Genomic DNA, 19,012 nt, shown 5'->3' with positions numbered 1-19,012 from the left:
ACGTTTTGCTAAAAAGGATCGTCTTTCTATGGAGGTTGTACTATGACGTTACCAAGTGGTCATCCTAAAAGCAGGCTAATGAAACGTTTCGGTACGCTGGGGCCGTACATTAGAGAAGGGAAATGCGAGAACGACCGCTTTTTCTTTGACTGCTTAGCTGTCTGTGTGAACGTGAAGCCCGCACCGGAGAAGCGTGAATTCTGGGGCTGGTGGATTGAGTTGCAGGCTGAAGACGAGCGTTTTACCTATGTTTATCATTTCGGCTTGTTCGATAAAGATGGCATCTGGAAAGCGCAAAACATTAAAGATGCTGAAGTACGTGAGAAGCTTGAGACGACGTTGAAAGGGTTCCACAAGAATCTCAACAAGATGATCGAAGAGATGTCCCTCAGACTGGAACCTGCTGATGATTTCAGCGAGGAACCGGTAAAGCTCTCCGCCTGACACCTTCTGTACTACCCATTCCCACGATGAATACTGCTATTATAGCGTTATGCCGGTTGGCATAACGCTTCTCCCCTGTTACAAAGACAACGAAGCATTTCTTATTTCACCTTAATGGAAAGACTAATGAGTGGCAGTCAGACACTGGTTGTAAAACTGGGCACCAGCGTGCTCACTGGCGGTTCACGCCGCCTCAACCGTGCTCACATTGTTGAGCTTGTCCGCCAGTGCGCGCAACAACATGCGGCAGGGCACCGGATTGTGATTGTAACGTCGGGCGCGATTGCCGCCGGGCGTGAACATCTTGGCTACCCCGAACTCCCCGCCACCATTGCTTCCAAACAGCTGCTGGCAGCCGTTGGGCAAAGCCGTTTAATCCAGCTCTGGGAGCAATTGTTTTCGATTTATGGCATCCACATTGGTCAGATGCTGCTGACGCGTGCCGATATGGAAGACCGTGAGCGTTTCCTTAACGCCCGCGACACGATGCACGCGCTGCTCGATAACCGTATCGTACCGGTCATTAACGAGAATGATGCGGTGGCGACGGCGGAGATCAAAGTCGGCGATAACGACAATCTTTCCGCGCTGGCTGCCATTCTGGCCGGTGCCGATAAACTGCTGCTGCTGACGGATCAGAGCGGGCTTTTCACCGCCGATCCGCGCACCAATCCAGAAGCCGAACTGATCCGCGAAGTCATGACGATTGATGACGAACTGCGTGGCGTGGCGGGCGACAGTGTTTCCGGTCTGGGCACCGGCGGTATGGCGACCAAATTGCAGGCCGCGGATGTCGCGTGCCGTGCGGGTGTCGATACTATTATTGCTGCGGGCAGCCTGCCGGGCGTGATTGGCGATGTGATTAACGGCGTTTCCGTTGGCACGCGCTTCCACGCAATGGAGACCCCGTTGGAAAACCGCAAACGCTGGATCTTCGGTGCGCCCCCTGCCGGTGAAATCACCATCGACGACGGCGCGGTTTCCGCCATGATGGAGCGCGGCAGTTCACTGCTGCCAAAAGGTATCCGCGAAGTGAAAGGCGATTTCTCGCGTGGCGAAGTGATCCGCATCCGCAACCTGAACGGGCGTGACCTCGCGCACGGTGTCAGCCGCTACAACAGCGATGCGATGCGCATGATTGCCGGTCATCACTCTCAGCAGATCAGCGAAATTCTCGGTTACGAGTACGGCCCGGTTGCCGTGCATCGTGACGACATGATTGTCAGTTAAGGAGTAATACATGCTTAACGAGATGGGCAAGGCCGCGAAAGCCGCGTCCTGGCAGCTCTCCACCCTCAGCACTGCGCAGAAAAACCGTGCCCTGATGCTGATGGCCGATATGCTCGAAGCCAACAGACAGAGCATTATTCTTGCCAACGAACTCGACATGGCCGCCGCACGTGAAAGCGGGATGAGCGAGGCATTATTAGACCGCCTGCTGCTTACGCCCGCGCGCTTATCGGCGATTGCCAGCGACGTGCGTGATGTCTGCCGCCTGAGCGATCCGGTCGGGCAGGTGATTGATGGTTCGCAGCAGGACAGCGGTTTACGTCTCGAGCGCCGCCGTGTACCGCTTGGCGTGATCGGCGTGATTTATGAAGCCCGCCCGAACGTCACCATCGATGTCGCCAGCCTGTGCCTGAAAACCGGCAACGCCGTTATCCTGCGCGGCGGTAAAGAAACGCACCACACCAATCAGGCGACGGTTAACGTCATTCAGATGGCGCTGGAAGAGTGCGGATTGCCGAAAGCGGCCGTTCAGGCGATTGAAAGCCCGGATCGCGCGCTGGTAGCGGAACTGCTACGTCTGGATAAATATGTCGACATGCTGATCCCACGCGGTGGTGCGGCGCTGCACAAACTGTGCCGCGAACAGTCCACTATTCCGGTGATCACCGGCGGTATCGGCGTGTGTCATACCTTTGTGGATGAAAGCGCTGATTTCGACAAAGCGCTGACCGTGCTGGAAAGCGCGAAAGTACAACGTCCGAGCGCCTGTAACAGCCTGGAAACCGTGCTGGTTCATCAGGCGATTGCAGAACGTTTTCTGCCGGAGCTGAGCGACAAAATGCACCGTGCAGGCGTTACGCTGCACGCCAGCGAATCGGCAATGCCTTATCTGCAAAATGGCCCGGCGAAAGTGCTGGCGGTGACCGAAGAAGATTACTCGGATGAATGGCTGTCGCTGGATCTGAACGTTACCGTCGTCGCCGATCTGGACGCCGCCGTGGCGCATATCCGCACCTACGGCACCGAACATTCCGATGCGATCCTCACCCGTTCCATCAGCAGCGCGGACAGATTCGTACGTGAAGTGGATTCCTCTGCGGTTTACGTCAACGCCAGCACCCGTTTCACAGACGGCGGTCAGTTCGGTTTAGGCGCAGAAGTGGCAGTCAGCACGCAAAAACTGCACGCCCGCGGCCCGATGGGATTAGAAGCCCTGACGACGTATAAATGGATTGGTTATGGCGACGATTTAGTGCGTCCGTAACGGTCAGCACCGGTGGATTTTTAGTCATGAAGCCGGTGCTAAATCCCTATTTCGCATAGGGTGACGAGAAAAACAGCAAACGCACTTTCAGGGGCTTGACGTCAGCGTCAGATTTCACTAATTTAGCACCCCGTAGTTCCCCGGTAACACTTCAAAAAGCCGACTTAGCTCAGTAGGTAGAGCAACTGACTTGTAATCAGTAGGTCACCAGTTCGATTCCGGTAGTCGGCACCATTTTTAAGATCCTAATCCCAGAAATATCAAAACGTTAATATTCTACGCTCCGGCGATGTCCTGCTGTTATCAGCCCGCTTTTTCACGCCAAAATAAACTCAATATCCATAACGTGCGCAGGGTGATTAAGATCTCACCAAACGTTCCGTCAGAGCCTTGACGGGCGCCGTCGGTAAGGAATAAGTTGTCACTCCATAGTCTTCCGGCAATCCCTCAAAAAGCCGATATAGCTCAGTGGGTAGAGCAGCGCATTCGTAATGCGAAGGTCGTAGGTTCGACTCCTATTATCGGCACCAATTAGTGTTCCAGATTATCCCTTCAGGAAATAAAGGTTAGCTCCGACATTATGTTGATCAAAAGACTCAAGGAAGCGCGTCTGCGTTCGGGACTTTCTCAGTACAAACCTGGTGTACTCGCGGGGCTCGATGAAGCTTCTGAATCAATATGAGAAGGGCAAGCATCAGCCCGATCAGGATACGGTGAGCCGAATCGCCAAAGTATCAGATGTGCCCGTTGCCTATTTTTATGCAGAGTAAGACGAGCTGGCTGCGCTGATTATTGAATTTCATGAAAGTAAAAAGCCGTCTGATATTGTTCAATCTTAGGAATCACCGGCTGTAAGCCTTTGCCCGGCTATGTACGAAAGGCAAAATTTCATCGCCTGACTGTTTTCCTGGCAGGGCATATTCAAGCGGCAGATAGAAATCTCGGCCGTTTCTAACCCCCGTCGCTCAATCCCCCTGAACCGTCAACTCCCTCGCATAACGAATGAAATCCGCCAGAGCTTTATTTTTTTGGTGTCGCTGCCAGCTCAGGGTCAGGGTGGATGTCGCGCCTGAGTCGGTCAGGAAGCAGTAGTTCACGTCGGGGATCATCACCGATCTCTGCGTTTCTGGCACCAGCGCGACGCCCATTCCCATTGAGACCAGCCCGATAGCCACTGATACATCCCGCGTAAACTGAATTTTCTGGGGTACAAATCCGGCTTTCTGGCAGGCGTTCATCGCGGACCACCCAAGGCCGACGCCGGGCGGATCTCTCTGGATAAGGAAAGGGCATTCAGACAGTGAGGAAAGGGCGATTTTCTGATCTGAAGCCAGCGGATGATTGCGTGGGAGAACGGCAATCAGCGGGCGGGTTGCGACGTCAAGATATTCCAGTTCCGGGTACTGCGGTACCGGCGAGCGGACGAGGGCGATATCAAGTTGATAATTGAGCAGAAGTGTTAGCTGCTCGTGAACGTTATGTTCTTCAATAACGATCTCAATATCCGGTTTTTTCTTGCGGTAACCATTAATTAACAGCGCCAGCGCCGGATCCAGAATCGACGATCCGACGTAGCCGAGCTTCAGCTGTCCTTTAAAACCCTGCCGTAAACTGCGCGCATTTTCGAGAAATTTCTCGTAATGGTTGATGGCAATCCGCGCTTCTTCTACCAGCTGCTCCCCCTCGAAAGTCAGCGCCACATGGCGCTTGTCGCGGGTAAAAAGCGGGATCCCCAGTGACTGTTCGAGCGCCTTGATGTGCTGGCTTAATGCGGGCTGCGCGATGTTGAGTTGCAGGGCGGCTTTACCAAAATGCAGCACTTCTGCCAGCACCACAAATGAGTGTAATTGTCGGTAATCCATACGTTCTCCGTGTCGTTTTTCTCATAATAATCCCTTATCAAAGAGCCGGGTAATGTTATTGGACTCTTATCACCGATTCTTTGCAAACTGACCGGGCAGCGGCAAAGAAGCACATTCCGCTGCCCCCCGATTACCTGACTTTAAGGGCCATTGAGATGTCTGAAGAACAAAAAAAAGTGACTGATCTCCGTTCCGCACTGGAGGTCTTAAGCCAGTACGACGACGAACTGATCTACACCGATGAACCCGTGGATCCGATCGCGGAATTATCCGGTGTATACCGCTACGTAGGCGCCCACGGCACCGTTAAACGTCCGACCCAAATCGGTCCGGCAATGATCTTTAATAAGGTCAAAGGCTATAACGACATGCGGGTGCTGATTGGCCTGCTGTCTTCACGCAAACGCGTGGCTCGTCTGTTCGGCACCACACCGGAAAATCTGGCGTTTATGCTGAAAGATTCCGTGTCGAATCCTATCGCGCCCATCGTTATTCCACGCGAAAAAGCGGTGTGTCAGGAAGTGGTTCATCTGGCGACTGACCCGGATTTCGATATTCTGAAAATCCTGCCAGCGCCGACCAATACGCCGGAAGATGCCGGTCCGTATTTCACCCTCGGCATGTGCTACGCCTCCGACCCGGAAACCGGTGAGCATGACGTCACCATTCACCGCCTGTGCGTGCAGAGTAAAGATGAAATCTCCATGTATTTCGTGCCGGGCCGTCATCTGGACGTGTTCCGTCAGAAAGCCGAAGCGGCCGGTAAACCACTGCCAATTTCAATCAGCATCGGTGTGGATCCGGCGATTGAAATCGGTGCGTGCTTTGAGCCGCCAACCACGCCGCTGGGTTTTGACGAACTGTCCATCGCGGGCAGCCTGCGCAATCAGGCCGTAGAACTGGTGGATTGCCTGACCGTGAATGCGCGTGGTATCGCTAACGCCGAAGTTGTGATTGAAGGCGAACTGCTGCCGAACTACCGGGTTCGCGAAGACCAGAACACCAATACCGGCAAAGCGATGCCTGAATTTCCGGGTTATACCGGTGCCGCGCAAGCCGAAGTGCCTGTGATTAAAGTGAAAGCGATCACTCACCGCCGCCATCCGATCCTGCAAACCTGCATCGGGCCGAGCGATGAACACACCAATATGGCGGGCATTCCGACTGAAGCCAGTATTTTGCAGATGGTTGAACGCGCGCTGCCGGGCTTTGTGCAGAACGTTCACTGTCCGTCACCGGGTACCGGTAAATACCTGGCGGTATTGCAGGTGAAAAAACGTTTTGCGGCTGACGAAGGTCGTCAGCGTCAGGCGGCACTGCTGGCGTTCTCAGCGTTCTCCGAGCTGAAACACGTCATGCTGGTGGATGAAGATGTCGATATCTTTGATCTCAATGACGTTATCTGGGCGATGACCACCCGCTATCAGGGCGATGTCAGCACCATCTTTATTCCGGGCGTGCGCTGCCATCCGCTCGATCCGTCATCCGATCCGGCTTTCAGCCCGTCGGTGCGCGACCACGGTATTGCCTGCAAAACCATTTTCGACTGCACAGTACCTTATAACCTGAAAGCGAATTTCCACCGCAGCGAGTTCCTCGAAGTGGACGTAAACCGCTTTATCCCGGGTTTTACTAAAAAGTGATCAGTAATAAACAATAAGGAAACAGCATGTCAGGGTCTGCATTAAAGGCACCACAGAAACCCCGCGTTATCGTCGGGATCAGTGGCGCGTCCGGGTTCTCTTATGGCGTTCAGGCGTTGCGTTACCTGCGCCAGCTGGATGTGGAAACGCATCTGGTGATCTCCCCGGCCGGGCACCTCAACCGTGAGCACGAAACCACGCTGACTGAAACGGATGTGGCGGAACTGGCGGATGTGGTTTATCCCTTCCGCGCGGTGGGGGCGGCGATTGCCAGCGGGTCATTCCGTACGCTCGGCATGCTGGTGGCGCCTTGTTCGATGCATACCCTGGCGGCTATTTCGACCGGCCTGACAGATAATCTGCTGACGCGGGCGGCTGATGTCGTATTAAAAGAACGGCGCCGGTTGGTACTGATGGTGCGTGAAACGCCGCTGCATGCGGGGCATCTGCGCAACATGCAACAGGTGACGGAGTCCGGCGCAATTGTTTTTCCGCCGGTGCCTGCCCTGTACGCAAGGCCGACAACTGTTGAAGAAATTATTGCGCATAGCGTGGCGCGCGCGCTGGGTCTGCTGGATCTGGACTGTGCCGATTTGCCTCGCTGGGGTGAAAACATGAAGTTAATGACCAGGAGTAAAGACTCATGATTATCGGACCTTATATCAACGGCTCCGCCGTATTGATTGGCGGCATTGTCGGCGCGGTGCTCAGTCACCGCCTGCCGGAGCGCATCCGTACGTCTATGCCCTTGATTTTCGGCGCGGCGTCCATGTGTATGGGCGTCGTTCTGGTGGTAAAACTCAGCCATATGCCGGTGATGGTGCTGTCGGTGATCCTCGGCGCGCTGCTCGGTGAACTGTGTTATCTGGAAAAAGGCATCGGCAAACTGGGCAGTAAAGCCCGCAGTCTGGTTGAGGTGTTTGTGAAATCCGATCCGGGCGATCAGGAATCTCAGGAAAAATTCCTGCAAAGCTACGTGGCAATCATTGTGTTGTTCTGCGCCAGCGGCACCGGGATTTTCGGGTCGATGCACGAAGGCATGACCGGCGACACCAGCGTGCTGATTGCCAAATCGTTTCTGGATTTGTTCACTGCGGCGATCTTTGCCACCACGCTCGGTTTCGCCGTCGCCGTGGTGGCGGTTCCGCAATTAATCATCCAGCTGCTGCTGGCGTACGGCGCGGTGTTTATCCTGCCGCTGACCACGCCCGCCATGCAGGCCGATTTCTCCGCCGTTGGGGGTGTACTGATGTTCGCGACCGGTTTTCGAATCTGCGGTATTAAGATTTTCCCGGTGGCCAATATGTTGCCCGCGCTGTTACTGGCGATGCCAATATCCGCCCTGTGGACTCACTTTTTCTAACTAAGCAGCAGACAGTAACAGACGTTAAACCGCATGTTCGGGCGACTGCGCGTGCGGGAAATAAAAATGATGGATGACGTTATTTCAGAAAGTCATGTTTGAAAATTAAATACACCAGTGATTTCAATCGCACGCGGTGGCTTGCTGCTGCGTCCTTTCTGAGAATGACAGGGATCCAGGGACTGGAAATAATGCGTTTTTATCTAAGAAGAAACAGGTTCTGTCATGATAAAAAATAAACTTTCCGTTACGCTGGCATTATTAATGCCTTTGACTTCCTTTGCAGCAGAAACGATTAATTCCGCACCAGAAGTTTTAAAAGTTACCTCATCCGCCGATGATGGCAGCGCAGGCACATTGCGCTGGGCACTGGAGAAAAATAACCAGAACGCCGGACATTATCGCATTGAGCTTCAGTCCCCCGATAATCAGCCGTTAGTGATTAAACCGGTTAAACCGCTGCCGGAAATTCTCGGGCCGGTGGATATCATAAATCTCGACTGGCAGAAAAATGGCAAATACGCTGCCATCGACGGTTCCGGTTATATCAAAGGCAGCGAACCGCAATCCTGTCCGGGTGCGGTCAGCGGCCAGTATGGCGCAAACGTCCGCACTACCACCATGCCAGGTCTTGTTTTACGCGATACCCATGACGTGACTTTGCAGGGCATCGAAGTCCGCAACTTCTGTATCGGCATTCTGATTAACCGCGCTAAAAATAACGTCATCGAAGACAGCCGTATCGTCGGCAACCACGGTGGTGCTGGCATCATGATGACCGGCGATGACGGCAAAGGGAATTCCACCGCGACCACCACCGAGCGTAATAAAATTATCCGCAATACCTTCATTAATAATGGTGATGCGATGGAAGCGACGCGCGGTGCGTCATTTAACCTGATTGCGGAAAACTTTATTACGACCGATAACGTGAATAATAAAGAACCTTCTCAGGGGCTGGAAATGCTGTGGGGGAATGATAACGAAGTGCTGCATAACCATTTTGAAAACTATTCCGACGGCGTGCAGCTTAACTGGGGGAACCGCAATTATATCGCCGGTAATACCTTCACCAATCTGTCCTCTGCCGTCACGCTGAGCGGCACCGGAAATATCGTCGACAGCAATATCATGACCGGCAACCGCGTAGCCGTTTCCGTGCGTCCGCAGGGCGAACCGGGTAAAAATGGCGCGTTCGGCATCAACCGCATCACCGGACCTGCGGTGAACCGCATTACGGCTAACATCATGGTTGATAACGGTAAACCGGTTAAACGCTGCTTTGCCGGCGGCAGTTGTCTGGACGGTTTTGCAGGCGCTATCGTCTTTAACGTGCCGGGTCTGGAACACGCGGCCTTCACCGGCAACCGTGGCGGCGGTATCAGCAACGACACCAGCAAACTCGAAAAAATCTGCGCGATTGACGGCCCGTCAGCAGACTGCGAGAAAACCCCGAATAAAGATCAGCAGGCTCCGGCGATTACCCGCGTAAGCCGCAGCCAGAACGCGCTGACCATCGACGGTCAGGTGAAAGGCGAAGCCAATACGCTGTACCGCGTTGAGTTCTTCTCCAACAGCAAATCCACACAGGATGAAGCTGAAAATTATTTGGGTTATCAGATGGTGCCCATCAATGCCAAAGGGCAGGGCGTCATTCACGACCAGATTAACGTCGCGGCAGATTTGCAGGTGGCGAATGTTACCTCAACCGCCACTACCAGCGACGGTGCCACTTCCACACTGAGTAAACCGGTTGCGCTGAAGTAAAACTTTTGTCCTGACAACGTGCATTCCCTGCAAATAAAAAACGTCGCCGGCTGGATTTTCCACCCGGCAGACGCGTCACGATGGTCAACAGGAAAAACGATAATGAGTTTAACCAAAAGTTTATTAGCTCTTTCCCTATTACTCAGTCTCCAGGGTACCGCGATGGCTGCCCAAACCAGTGCACCAGAGGCGGCAGTCTTGCAACGCCACGCGGTGCCTATCACCATTCGTAATACTGTGATTGGCGAAGGCGTGCCAAAAATCATCATTCCGACAACCGGAAGCACGGCAGAACAGGTCCTGGCCCAGGCTAAATCTATCGGCGCTGACGCCGATGCATCCCTGATTGAATACCGTATCGACTACCTGGATTTCGCCACTGATGCCGCCAAAGTGGGCGCATTAGGCAAACAGGTTGCCGCGGCCGCTGACGGTAAACCGCTGATCCTGACGTTCCGCACACAGACAGAAGGTGGCGTGAAAAGCATCAGCGATAAAGCGTATGGCGACTTGTATCTGTCGCTGATCAAAGACCATTTCATCGATATTCTCGACGTCGAAATGTTCCGCGATGCAAAAGTGGTTAAGGAAGTCGTTACCGCCGCACACAAAGCGGGGATCAAAGTGGTGATGTCCAGCCATGATTTCCACAAAACGCCATCGGTCGCCGAAATCGTTACCCGACTGCGCAAGCAAGACAGCATGGGCGCGGATATCCTGAAAATCGCCGTGATGCCGCACAATCCTGAAGATGTTGTCACCCTGATGGACGCCACTGCGCAGATCCGCGATAAGTATTCCCTCAAACCGTTGCTGACCATGTCGATGGGCGGTCTGGGTGCGGTATCGCGTCTTTCCGGTGAAGTATTTGGCGACGATCTCACCTTCGGGATGCTTGGCACGCCGTCGGCACCGGGGCAGATAGAAGCACATCAGCTGGACGTAGAAATGCAAACCCTGCACGCCGCTATCGCAAGCCACTGATATTCCTGCGGCAGAGCGTTTACCGCCTCTGCCGTTTTTCAGTCTGTTCATCCCTTTCCTGCCCGCTTCAGAACGCGATCGCACATTTAGTTAACGATCATTAAATAAATATCTTGCACAAAGTCTCATCAGCCCTTAGTATTTACTTATCGAACGTTAATTAATAAATAACGTTGACCTGAAACCGGGTTTCTGAAGAAGGCATCCCAAACTAAATTAACGAACAGGAATTAACATCATGAAAAATATCGCAATGACCATCGCCGCTCTGACTCTGGCTACCGCTTCATTCACCACTCTGGCAGCAACTGAGGTTCAGTCCGCACCTGCCGGTCAGCAAACCATAGGTGTGGTCAGCGCATCAACATACGGTTCACTGCCAAGCCTGCAATCACAACTGAATGCCAAAGCTGAACAAGCCGGTGCAAGTTCATACCGCATCATCGGTGCTTCCGGTAATAACCAGATGTACGGTACCGCTGAACTGTATAAATAAGATGTCACAGTAATAAGCAGAAGAGGCGGCGGTTGCCGCCTTTTTCGTGTCTGCAATTTACGAAATCATGCCGTGCTCAATGATACTTGTGGAAATAGTTATTGCGGATCTTGCGGTTGATAAAGCCATGGAGGCCGCTGCCTGCTTTCGCCATCGCTTTCATGCGGTCCACATCTGCCAGACCGGGGCGAATGGAGTTGTAGATGTAATGCCAGCCATCTTTAAACTTCACCGTAATTGAATCTTCCGTTGTTAAAAAAGCGACGATACCCGAATTACCTCCACGATTTTGGTACCTTTCCATTCCCACCTCCCTGCCAGTGACATTCGATTTAAGCCAAATTATCTTATCCACGAACTTTTTCCGTTTATGTGAGCCACTCGGCTTTTTTAAATGTATCGGATGTTTGCGGGAGGTCGAATCTGCTTAAGCCGTCTCTGTGGTCAGTATCCGGAAACTGACGGCCTGAGGTTTAATGAAAGCTCAGATAAAAATGATCGTATAACGCCTTTATCCGCAATCTGCGGTAATCCTCAATGACGGGCTTTATCCGCAGATTATGGTGTCCGGAATGCGGCGTTTTGACTTCCACCACCTGACATCCTGCGGCCTGAACTGACGTTAATCCTGCGATTGAATCCTCAAACCCGATACATTCTGACGGCTCAACGCCGAGGCGGCTGGCACCCAGCAAAAATGGCTGCGGATGAGGTTTTCCCCAGGTGATGTTTTCACTGGTGATCAGAATTGGCGGGGTAGGCAGAGCTGAACAGGCGATCCGTGCAGATGCGACGTTGAATGATCCTGAAGTCACGATCCCCCACGGCACACCCAATGTATTTAATTGCGCAAGAAATTCCCTGGCGCCGGGCAATGCGGTAATACCTTCGGTATGCGTTGCTTCATAATCTTCCAGTGTCAGGAAAATATCCTGCAACTGGGCTTCTCCGGCATCCGGAAGAAAATGTCTTAACGTCGCCATCGCTGGTTTTCCGTGCAAAAAGCGGCGCACTTCTTCGATATCGAGTCCGTATTGCGCAGCCCAACGATTCCATGAGTGTTCGACAAAATCGAGAGAAGTCACGAGTGTTCCATCCAGATCAAACATCAGCGCGTTGCAGTGCATATTGCCACTCCGTTGAAAAATGTCTGACTTTATCTTAGTGAGCAATATGACAATTAAAATAGTAATAAAACGGCCTTTATATAAATAAAATGACCTCTCTGTGTTTTTTACAACCTGTGATGAAGATCCCAAAAAATGATCGGAGAATAAATTTATAAATTATTTATTATAAATCATAGTATTAAGCGTGTAATTCTAAAAGGTTAAATTGGGATGACAATCACACTTTTACAACGATGAAATTCAGCTACAGCAAAGGATACAAAATTACTATATTCAGGCTTGCATTCTCCCACGAGGATAGAGTCATGGATGGCAAATAATAAAATGTCGTCAAATATTCTCAACGCGGAGTAGATATGGCTGAGCAATTAATTTATCGCTGTAAATTGAACGAGGGGATCCATGCCCGTCCTGCCGGACATATTGAGCGCTTGTGCAATACCTTTCGCGCGGAGGTTTTCTGGAAAAACTCCCGTACCGGGATAACCGCCAATGCAAAAAGTGCGCTGGCGCTTGTGGGTACAGATACGCTATTGAACGATCTCTGTGAGATTGCTTTTTGTGGTGAAGATGAGTTTGATGCCAGCCTGCAACTTTCTGACTTAATGGAAAAATTATTGTTTCTGGAAGAGGCGGTGCAGGAAGATTCCCCGATAACGGCGTCACCGGTGCCACGTACTCTGCGTGAATTGCATCCGGCTTGTTTTCACGGTACCCGGATCTGTGGTGGGGTTGCGATTGCGCGTCCGTTGATTTGTCAGAGCATAAGTTTTGCTCAACTTGAAAACCAGGCTCCTAAAGAATTCCTCGGGGAAAAAGAAGAAATATTACGTTTCCGCACGGGGATCAATATGCTGAAAAAAGAAAAAATCCTGCGTCTGGAAAATATTTCAGGCGTGGAGCGCGATATTGTTGAGGCTCATTTGTCTGTGATTAACGATATTACGTTTTCAACACAGGTTGAAGATAATATCCATCAGCATCTGAATGCTTATTCTGCCGTAGTTTCTGCCGCAAGTGTGTTCAGTGAAATTCTCAGTCGTTCCGCCAGTAAATATATCCGCGAGCGCGTGCTGGATGTTATGGATATTACCCAGCAGATCCTGATGAAAATTCACGCTGAACTGGTTTTGCCACACTCAGATCTCCGTCTTACAGAACCCACTCTTCTTATTGCCGACCGGCTGACACCGGGAAAGTTTTTAGCGCTCGATAAATCATTTCTGGCGGGATTGGTGCTCTCTCATACCGGCAAAACATCACATACCGCAATTCTGGCCCGTTCTTTGGGGATCCCGACTATCACTGACCTTGATGATGCGCTTCTGGCGGGTGACACACGGCAGGTCATGGTGCTTGATGGCAACCTCGGCTTGCTTATTCCCGCACCGGATGCGGCCGTTCTCCGGTATTACGAAAGCGAACTTGCGGTGTCTGCGGTAAAGCAGCAACAAATGCTGGCAAAGGTGTCTGAGCCTGCACTGACCGCTGATGGCCATCGTCTGGAAGTGCTGGCCAATATTGGCAGCAGCGCTGAAGTGGAAAACATTTTTCGCTTTGGCGCTGAAGGGATCGGGTTATACCGGACTGAAATGGCTTTCATGGATCGCCCGCAGCCTCCTTCGGAAGAAGAGCTGTTCTGGCATTACAGCAAAGTGCTGCAAAGGGCAAATGGAAAGCCTGTGATATTTCGTACGATTGACATCGGCGGGGATAAACCGGTTGAGTATCTGAATATTCCAGAAGAAGAAAATCCTTTTCTCGGTTATCGGGCGATCCGTATTTATCCAGAGTTTATCGGTCTGTACAGGACGCAGTTGGCGGCTATTTTGCGCGCCTCGGCAGAGGGGAATGCAAAAATAATGATCCCGATGATTGCTTCTGTTGAGGAAGTCATCTGGTGTCGCAGCGTGCTGGAAGAGGTCAAAGCAGAACTGAAATTGCGCGCTCTGCCATTTAACGATGCCATCGAAATGGGCGTCATGCTCGAAGTGCCTTCCGTGTTGTTTGCCGTTACCGAAATTGCCCGACATGCCGATTTTTTCAGTGTTGGCAGTAATGATCTTACCCAATATCTTTTTGCCGCCGATCGTGGAAATACGCGGGTTGAGAAGGTTTATGACCATTATTCTCCGGCTTTCCTTCGTGCCCTTAAATTTGCTGTGGATGGCGTACACCGGGAAGGACGGTGGATAGGCATTTGCGGTGAGCTGGCGGCGGATCCCCTTTTATTGCCCGTGCTGGCCGGGCTCGGATTCGACGAATTAAGTATGAGCGCTTCGGCGATCCCCGCGATTAAAAATGATATTTCAGGGCTGAGTCTGGTGAAATGTCGGTCGCTGGTGGCGAAAGTTTTGGCCGCCGGGAATTCCTCTGAAGTGAAATCTCTTCTCATCAGCCCGGATGTGGCTGTGGATATTCCCCGCGCAATTCTGACACATGACTGTATTTTGCATAACGTTGCGGCCTGCAGCCGTAATGAAGTGATTAAAACATTAACGGACAACCTCTGGTTACAGGGCAGAACGGCGAATCGTGAAAAACTGGCTGAAGATATCTGGAAGCGTGAGGATTCATTCCCTACGGCCGTGGGATTTGGTTTTGCAATACCGCATACGAAGTCAGATTTTATTTCTCACTCAACCATCAGTATTGCCAAATTACAGGAGTCCGTTCAGTGGGCAGAACAGTCCGTGAATATTGTCATTATGCTGACTATTCGCAAAGACTGCACCGACAATGACCATATGAAATATTTCTCCCGGCTCGCCCGAAAAATAATGAATGAGGATTTCCGAAATGAAATAAGCCGCAGTGAAACGGCCAGTGAAATTTATAAGGCAGTCTCTCAGGCAATAGACGTTGAATTCTAATTATTAAAATAATCATTACCTCTCACCCTACATGAGGTCTCTATGCTCAGTTTATTGAAAAATACCAAGCGTCATTTTATGACCGGCGTTTCATACATGATCCCCTTCGTGGTTGCCGGAGGAGTGTTGCTGGCATTGTCGGTGATGTTGAACGGGAAGGCCGCCGTACCTGATCAGGGTTTTCTTAAAGCCATGTCGGTTATTGGCATCGCAGGCCTGAGCCTGTTTATCCCAATTCTGGCTGGATTTATCGCCTACTCAATGGTGGAAAAACCGGGTATCGCGCCGGGAGCTATCGGCGGTTATCTGGCGAACCAGATGGGCGCAGGATTTCTCGGTGGCATGCTGGCGGGGATAATCGCCGGGCTGGTGGTCTGGATGCTGCTGCAAATAATTGCCCGCCTGAAAGTGCCTGATTTCCTGCGTATGGTTCTGCCGATTTTCGTGATCCCTCTGGTCGGTACCTTTATTACCGGCATCGCGATTTATTACGTGGTCGGGGATCCGGTGGCCTGGATCATGAAATCATTGAGCATCTGGCTGGCAGGAATGCAAGGTGCATCCTTTGTGGTTCTGGGGATTATTCTTGGATGCATGATCACCTTCGACATGGGCGGGCCGGTCAATAAAACCGCCTTCTTCTTTGCCGTAGCGCTCATCACCACCAATCCACAGCTCATGGCCGCTGTCGCGGTTCCGGTCTGCACGCCTCCGCTTGGCCTTGCGCTGGCGACATTCTTCTTTAAAGGCATTTTTAATGATGAAGAGCGTGAAGCGGGCAAGCCTGCTTTCGTCATGGGGCTTATCGGCATCAGTGAAGGCGCCATTCCCTTCGCCGCCGCTGACCCGATGCGCGTCATTCCGGCCAATATGTTCGGCGGAGCCGTCGGATCCATCATCTCATTGTGGTTTGGGGCAACCAATGCCGCGCCCTGGGGCGGGTTAATCGTTCTGCCAATTATCGGCAATCCAGTGGGCTATGTTATCGCCGTGATTTGTGGTTCAGTCGCAACAGCAATCGCCGTCAAGGTTTTGAAAACCTTAATGAAACCGAAGTTTAAAACAGAGAAAGAACTCGATATTTCTTTCGATTGATTAATAACTGGAGAAACTATGAAAAACACACTCAAGCAGTATGTTGACTACATCGTTAAAGGCGAAAAATCCTCAATGCTCGGGATTGGGCCGATGTCACCTGCACTGATTCAGGCCTGTTTCGAACTGGGTAAAGAGAAAGATTTACCCCTGATGTTTATTGCCAGCCGCAACCAGGTGGATGCCGATGAGTTCGGTGCCGGGTACGTGAATAACTGGGATCAGTTCCGTTTTGCCGCCGATCTGAAAGCGGTCGCGGAGAAAGTGGGCTTCGACGGCGATTACTTCCTGTGCCGCGACCATGGAGGCCCGTGGCAGCGTGATAAAGAACGTAAAGATCATATTCCCGAAAGTGAAGCCATGGTACTGGCGCGCCGTTCTTACGAAGTGGATATGGATGCCGGTTTCGATCTGCTACACATTGACCCGACGAAAGATCCGTATGTCGTTGGCAAAGCCATTGATATCGAAATTGTTCTGCAACGCACAGTGGAACTCATTCAGTTCTGTGAAGATTATCGTCAGAAAAAAGGGCTTAAGCAGTTTTATTATGAAGTAGGAACCGAAGAGACCAATGGTGGGCTGACATCCATTGAAGCGTTTGAAGAGTTTATTATCGAACTCAATACGCGTCTTGATGTGGCCGGTTTGCCACGCCCGCTATTTATCGTGGGCCAGACGGGCACCCTGACACGCCTGACGCGTAACGTCGGTCATTTTAATGATGTTCAGGCCAACCAGTTGTCGGACATCAGTAACCGCTACGGTGTCGGCTTGAAAGAGCATAACGGTGATTATTTGCCGGATGATATTCTGCTCAAACATCCGGGGTTGGGTATTACGGCCATGAACGTAGCTCCGGCTTATGGCACCTGGGAAACCCGCGCGTATCTGACACTGCATGAGGTGGAGAAAGATCTCGCGTCCAAATCTCTGATCCCGGCTGCGTCGAATTTCAAAACGGTGCTGACCCGAGCCTGTGTGCTGAGCCACAAATGGGAAAAATGGATCACTGATGAACATAAAAATAAATCTGAGGAGCAGATATTCAATGAGCCGGATTTATTAAAAGAAATTCTCGAACTTAGTGGGCATTATAATTACGAGAAAAATGATGTTGTCGCCGAAATGAAAAAAATGTTTTCTAATCTTTCACGTTTCGGTATAGAGCCACAGCGTTATGTGGTGAATAAAATTAAAGATGTTATCCAGAATGAAGCCGAATGCTTTAATATGCCAGGGCTGACAAGTCGCGTATGTAAGGCGTAATTTACACGTTGTATCCTTTCAGGACTTAAAATATGACTCTGTTAATTGCTGTAACGGCATGCCCTACAGGGGTTGCGCACACTTATATGGCGGCGGAAGCATTATTGACTGCTGCGCAGAAAAAGGGGTGGTCAATTAAAGTAGAAACCCAGGGAGCCAGTGGCGTGGAGAATGAATTAAATTCTTCTGATATTGAAAATGCAGATATGGTTATATTGACTAATGATGTCAGCATTAAAAATGAAAACCGTTTTACGCATAAAAAAATAGTCCGCGTAGGTTCCAATACGGCCGTGCGGCACGCGGATAAGATCATGGTAAAAATCGCTGAGAATCTCGGTATTGTTTGAGCGCTCAGGCGCGTTTCCCACCGTAAAGCAGAGCGTTATCTGGCCTGATGCCTCCGAACGCTGAACTTCTGTGAGTCGTGTCGTAAAGCTTGAGTAAAACACAATAACGTTATGTTAATGATTATGTAATAGTGAGGAGTTACCCGGCAGATGCAGGATTTGAGACGCCATGAGCGCATTTATTCAATCGATACTCAGTGAATTCAGCAGCATTTACGCGAATGCCAGTTCGGTATTCGTCGCGAACGGCCGTGCTGAACCGCCGGGAATGGCATATCGCCTGCATTTGCCTCGCCTCGAACTTACGGTGAAAGGGGTAATGAACATGTTGGTGGCCAAAGGCTCTGACAAAATTATTAAATTTGAACAGCCAGTGGGAACCATGACGTATATTCCGGCCAATGGCTGGAATCTTCCTGACTGGTCAACTCCGGTGATTTCATTGTCGCTGGTATTCTCACGGCAGGATATTGGTTTTAGCATCATTAATTGGGATGGACATCAGTTCAAAGAGGTCGAGAAATTTGCCTTACAAAATGCCAGTGTGAATATTCGCGAACCTATTCTTCAGCTCATCGAAGAACTTGCCTGGGAGCAGGATTCCACGACGGAAACCTTTTCTCATCTGGTGCTGGCGCTGGTCAATAATATTTATGACCAGCTTAATCATTCGCCTTCTGCAACGCCCAATTCTTCACTGATAGAAGATGTTAAACGGTATATCGACAATAATTATGACAGTGGCGTTAATCGGGATTCTGTCGCCGCATTCTTTAATATCTCTCCCAGCTATCTTTCACGGCTCTTTGCAAAATCCTCAGACTGTAAATTTAGTGCATATCTTACGCAGACACGTATCGCTAAATCCAGGCTGTTACTGACGAATACCACGCTGAAGATACGGGAAATTTCTGTGAAAAGCGGGTTCACGGACAACAATTATTTCTGTAAGGTTTTTAAAGAAATCAACGAGTGCACGCCTCTTGAATACAGAAAAATCAACCGTAATCACTCATTCACGAATAAACCTTAAATAAGGAGGCGATATGTCGTTAAAAACAGGAACCTCAAAAATTAATATCCTCGCGATCACCGCCTGCACTACCGGCGTCGCGCATACCTACATGGCCGCAGAAAAGCTCGAAAAGCTTGCCAGGGAGTATGATTTTGGCGGCTTTGTTGAATAAATCGGATTTAGATAAAAGCTCCCCTCGTCGCCGACTTCCTCAGGTAATCCGTACA

General features: G+C 50.9%; 17 protein-coding genes, 2 tRNA genes and 2 pseudogenes. 18 read left to right on the top strand and 3 right to left on the bottom strand.

The annotated features are described in order from the left end of the window. The first annotated feature begins 42 nt into the window (after window positions 1–42). The 6 genes and pseudogenes from crl (at window position 43) to J8X26_RS03480 (ending at window position 3,708) form a co-directional block, all read left to right on the top strand. Window positions 43–444, top strand: a complete 402-nt coding sequence (gene crl / locus J8X26_RS03505; protein WP_152324643.1) for a sigma factor-binding protein Crl — start codon at window positions 43–45, stop codon at window positions 442–444. A gap of 126 nt (window positions 445–570) precedes the next feature. Then, window positions 571–1,674, top strand: a complete 1,104-nt coding sequence (gene proB / locus J8X26_RS03500; protein ID WP_152324642.1) for a glutamate 5-kinase — start codon at window positions 571–573, stop codon at window positions 1,672–1,674. Between the two features lie 10 nt (window positions 1,675–1,684). After that, window positions 1,685–2,938 carry a glutamate-5-semialdehyde dehydrogenase gene (gene proA, locus J8X26_RS03495; protein ID WP_208950186.1) on the top strand — a complete coding sequence of 418 codons (1,254 nt, stop codon included), beginning with the start codon at window positions 1,685–1,687 and terminating at the stop codon, window positions 2,936–2,938. A gap of 158 nt (window positions 2,939–3,096) precedes the next feature. Further along, window positions 3,097–3,172 (top strand) — tRNA-Thr (locus J8X26_RS03490). 220 nt (window positions 3,173–3,392) lie between these two features. Further along, window positions 3,393–3,468: transfer RNA gene (locus tag J8X26_RS03485), tRNA-Thr, on the top strand. Window positions 3,469–3,518: 50 nt separating this feature from the next. Beyond that, window positions 3,519–3,708: pseudogene (locus J8X26_RS03480) on the top strand (helix-turn-helix domain-containing protein). A gap of 195 nt (window positions 3,709–3,903) precedes the next feature. Here the strand turns inward: J8X26_RS03480 and J8X26_RS03475 are convergent. Next, the gene (locus J8X26_RS03475) at window positions 3,904–4,800 is read right to left on the bottom strand and encodes a LysR family transcriptional regulator (RefSeq protein WP_208950185.1); all 897 of its coding nucleotides are present in this window, start codon (window positions 4,798–4,800) and stop codon (window positions 3,904–3,906) included. Between the two features lie 155 nt (window positions 4,801–4,955). Between J8X26_RS03475 and J8X26_RS03470 the strand changes: the two genes are divergently transcribed. The 6 genes from J8X26_RS03470 to J8X26_RS03445 all read left to right on the top strand — a co-directional run bounded on the left by J8X26_RS03470 (window position 4,956) and on the right by J8X26_RS03445 (window position 11,053). Beyond that, window positions 4,956–6,443 (top strand): UbiD family decarboxylase, encoded by a 1,488-nt coding sequence (locus tag J8X26_RS03470; protein ID WP_208950184.1) that lies wholly within the window; start codon window positions 4,956–4,958, stop codon window positions 6,441–6,443. A 26-nt stretch (window positions 6,444–6,469) separates the two neighbouring features. Further along, on the top strand, window positions 6,470–7,090 hold the full coding sequence (locus tag J8X26_RS03465; RefSeq protein WP_152324638.1) for a UbiX family flavin prenyltransferase: 621 nt from the start codon (window positions 6,470–6,472) through the stop codon (window positions 7,088–7,090). Then, complete coding sequence (locus tag J8X26_RS03460) at window positions 7,087–7,806, top strand: DUF554 domain-containing protein (protein WP_152324637.1); 720 nt, start codon at window positions 7,087–7,089, stop codon at window positions 7,804–7,806. Before J8X26_RS03465 ends, J8X26_RS03460 begins: the two co-directional genes overlap by 4 nt. 225 nt (window positions 7,807–8,031) lie before the next feature. After that, the gene (locus J8X26_RS03455) at window positions 8,032–9,573 is read left to right on the top strand and encodes a NosD domain-containing protein (RefSeq protein WP_208950183.1); all 1,542 of its coding nucleotides are present in this window, start codon (window positions 8,032–8,034) and stop codon (window positions 9,571–9,573) included. Between the two features lie 102 nt (window positions 9,574–9,675). Beyond that, window positions 9,676–10,557, top strand: a complete 882-nt coding sequence (aroD, locus tag J8X26_RS03450) for a type I 3-dehydroquinate dehydratase (RefSeq protein ID WP_208950182.1) — start codon at window positions 9,676–9,678, stop codon at window positions 10,555–10,557. 238 nt (window positions 10,558–10,795) lie between these two features. Further along, a complete protein-coding gene (locus J8X26_RS03445) occupies window positions 10,796–11,053 on the top strand; it encodes a YdgH/BhsA/McbA-like domain containing protein (RefSeq protein WP_152324634.1) in 258 nt (85 codons plus the stop codon). A 76-nt stretch (window positions 11,054–11,129) separates the two neighbouring features. On the opposite strand, the gene J8X26_RS03440 is transcribed toward J8X26_RS03445, so the two are convergent. Both J8X26_RS03440 and J8X26_RS03435 read right to left on the bottom strand, forming a co-directional pair. After that, entirely contained in the window at window positions 11,130–11,408 is a 279-nt protein-coding gene (locus J8X26_RS03440; protein ID WP_307803314.1) for a hypothetical protein, read from the bottom strand. A 118-nt stretch (window positions 11,409–11,526) separates the two neighbouring features. Next, window positions 11,527–12,180 carry an HAD-IA family hydrolase gene (locus J8X26_RS03435; RefSeq protein WP_208950181.1) on the bottom strand — a complete coding sequence of 218 codons (654 nt, stop codon included), beginning with the start codon at window positions 12,178–12,180 and terminating at the stop codon, window positions 11,527–11,529. A 359-nt stretch (window positions 12,181–12,539) separates the two neighbouring features. On the opposite strand from J8X26_RS03435, the gene ptsP reads away from it, so the two are divergent. The 6 genes and pseudogenes from ptsP to J8X26_RS03405 form a co-directional block, all read left to right on the top strand. Then, window positions 12,540–15,056 (top strand): phosphoenolpyruvate--protein phosphotransferase, encoded by a 2,517-nt coding sequence (gene ptsP / locus J8X26_RS03430; protein WP_208950180.1) that lies wholly within the window; start codon window positions 12,540–12,542, stop codon window positions 15,054–15,056. A 42-nt stretch (window positions 15,057–15,098) separates the two neighbouring features. Next, on the top strand, window positions 15,099–16,151 hold the full coding sequence (locus tag J8X26_RS03425; RefSeq protein ID WP_152324631.1) for a PTS fructose transporter subunit IIC: 1,053 nt from the start codon (window positions 15,099–15,101) through the stop codon (window positions 16,149–16,151). 18 nt (window positions 16,152–16,169) lie between these two features. Next, window positions 16,170–17,420: a class II D-tagatose-bisphosphate aldolase non-catalytic subunit gene (locus J8X26_RS03420; protein ID WP_152324630.1), complete on the top strand. Its 1,251-nt coding sequence runs from the start codon at window positions 16,170–16,172 to the stop codon at window positions 17,418–17,420. 32 nt (window positions 17,421–17,452) lie between these two features. Continuing rightward, window positions 17,453–17,770 carry a PTS fructose-like transporter subunit IIB gene (locus J8X26_RS03415; protein WP_152324629.1) on the top strand — a complete coding sequence of 106 codons (318 nt, stop codon included), beginning with the start codon at window positions 17,453–17,455 and terminating at the stop codon, window positions 17,768–17,770. Window positions 17,771–17,939: 169 nt separating this feature from the next. Continuing rightward, window positions 17,940–18,803, top strand: a complete 864-nt coding sequence (locus J8X26_RS03410; protein ID WP_208950179.1) for an AraC family transcriptional regulator — start codon at window positions 17,940–17,942, stop codon at window positions 18,801–18,803. Window positions 18,804–18,816: 13 nt separating this feature from the next. Next, window positions 18,817–18,927 (top strand): annotated as a pseudogene (locus J8X26_RS03405) (PTS glucitol transporter subunit IIA); the annotation flags it as partial. Window positions 18,928–19,012: the final 85 nt, after the last annotated feature.

The organism is Rahnella sp. ChDrAdgB13, assembly GCF_017655185.1.
GTDB lineage: Bacteria > Pseudomonadota > Gammaproteobacteria > Enterobacterales > Enterobacteriaceae > Rahnella > Rahnella contaminans.
This window is presented reverse-complemented; position numbering and strand designations above follow the sequence as displayed.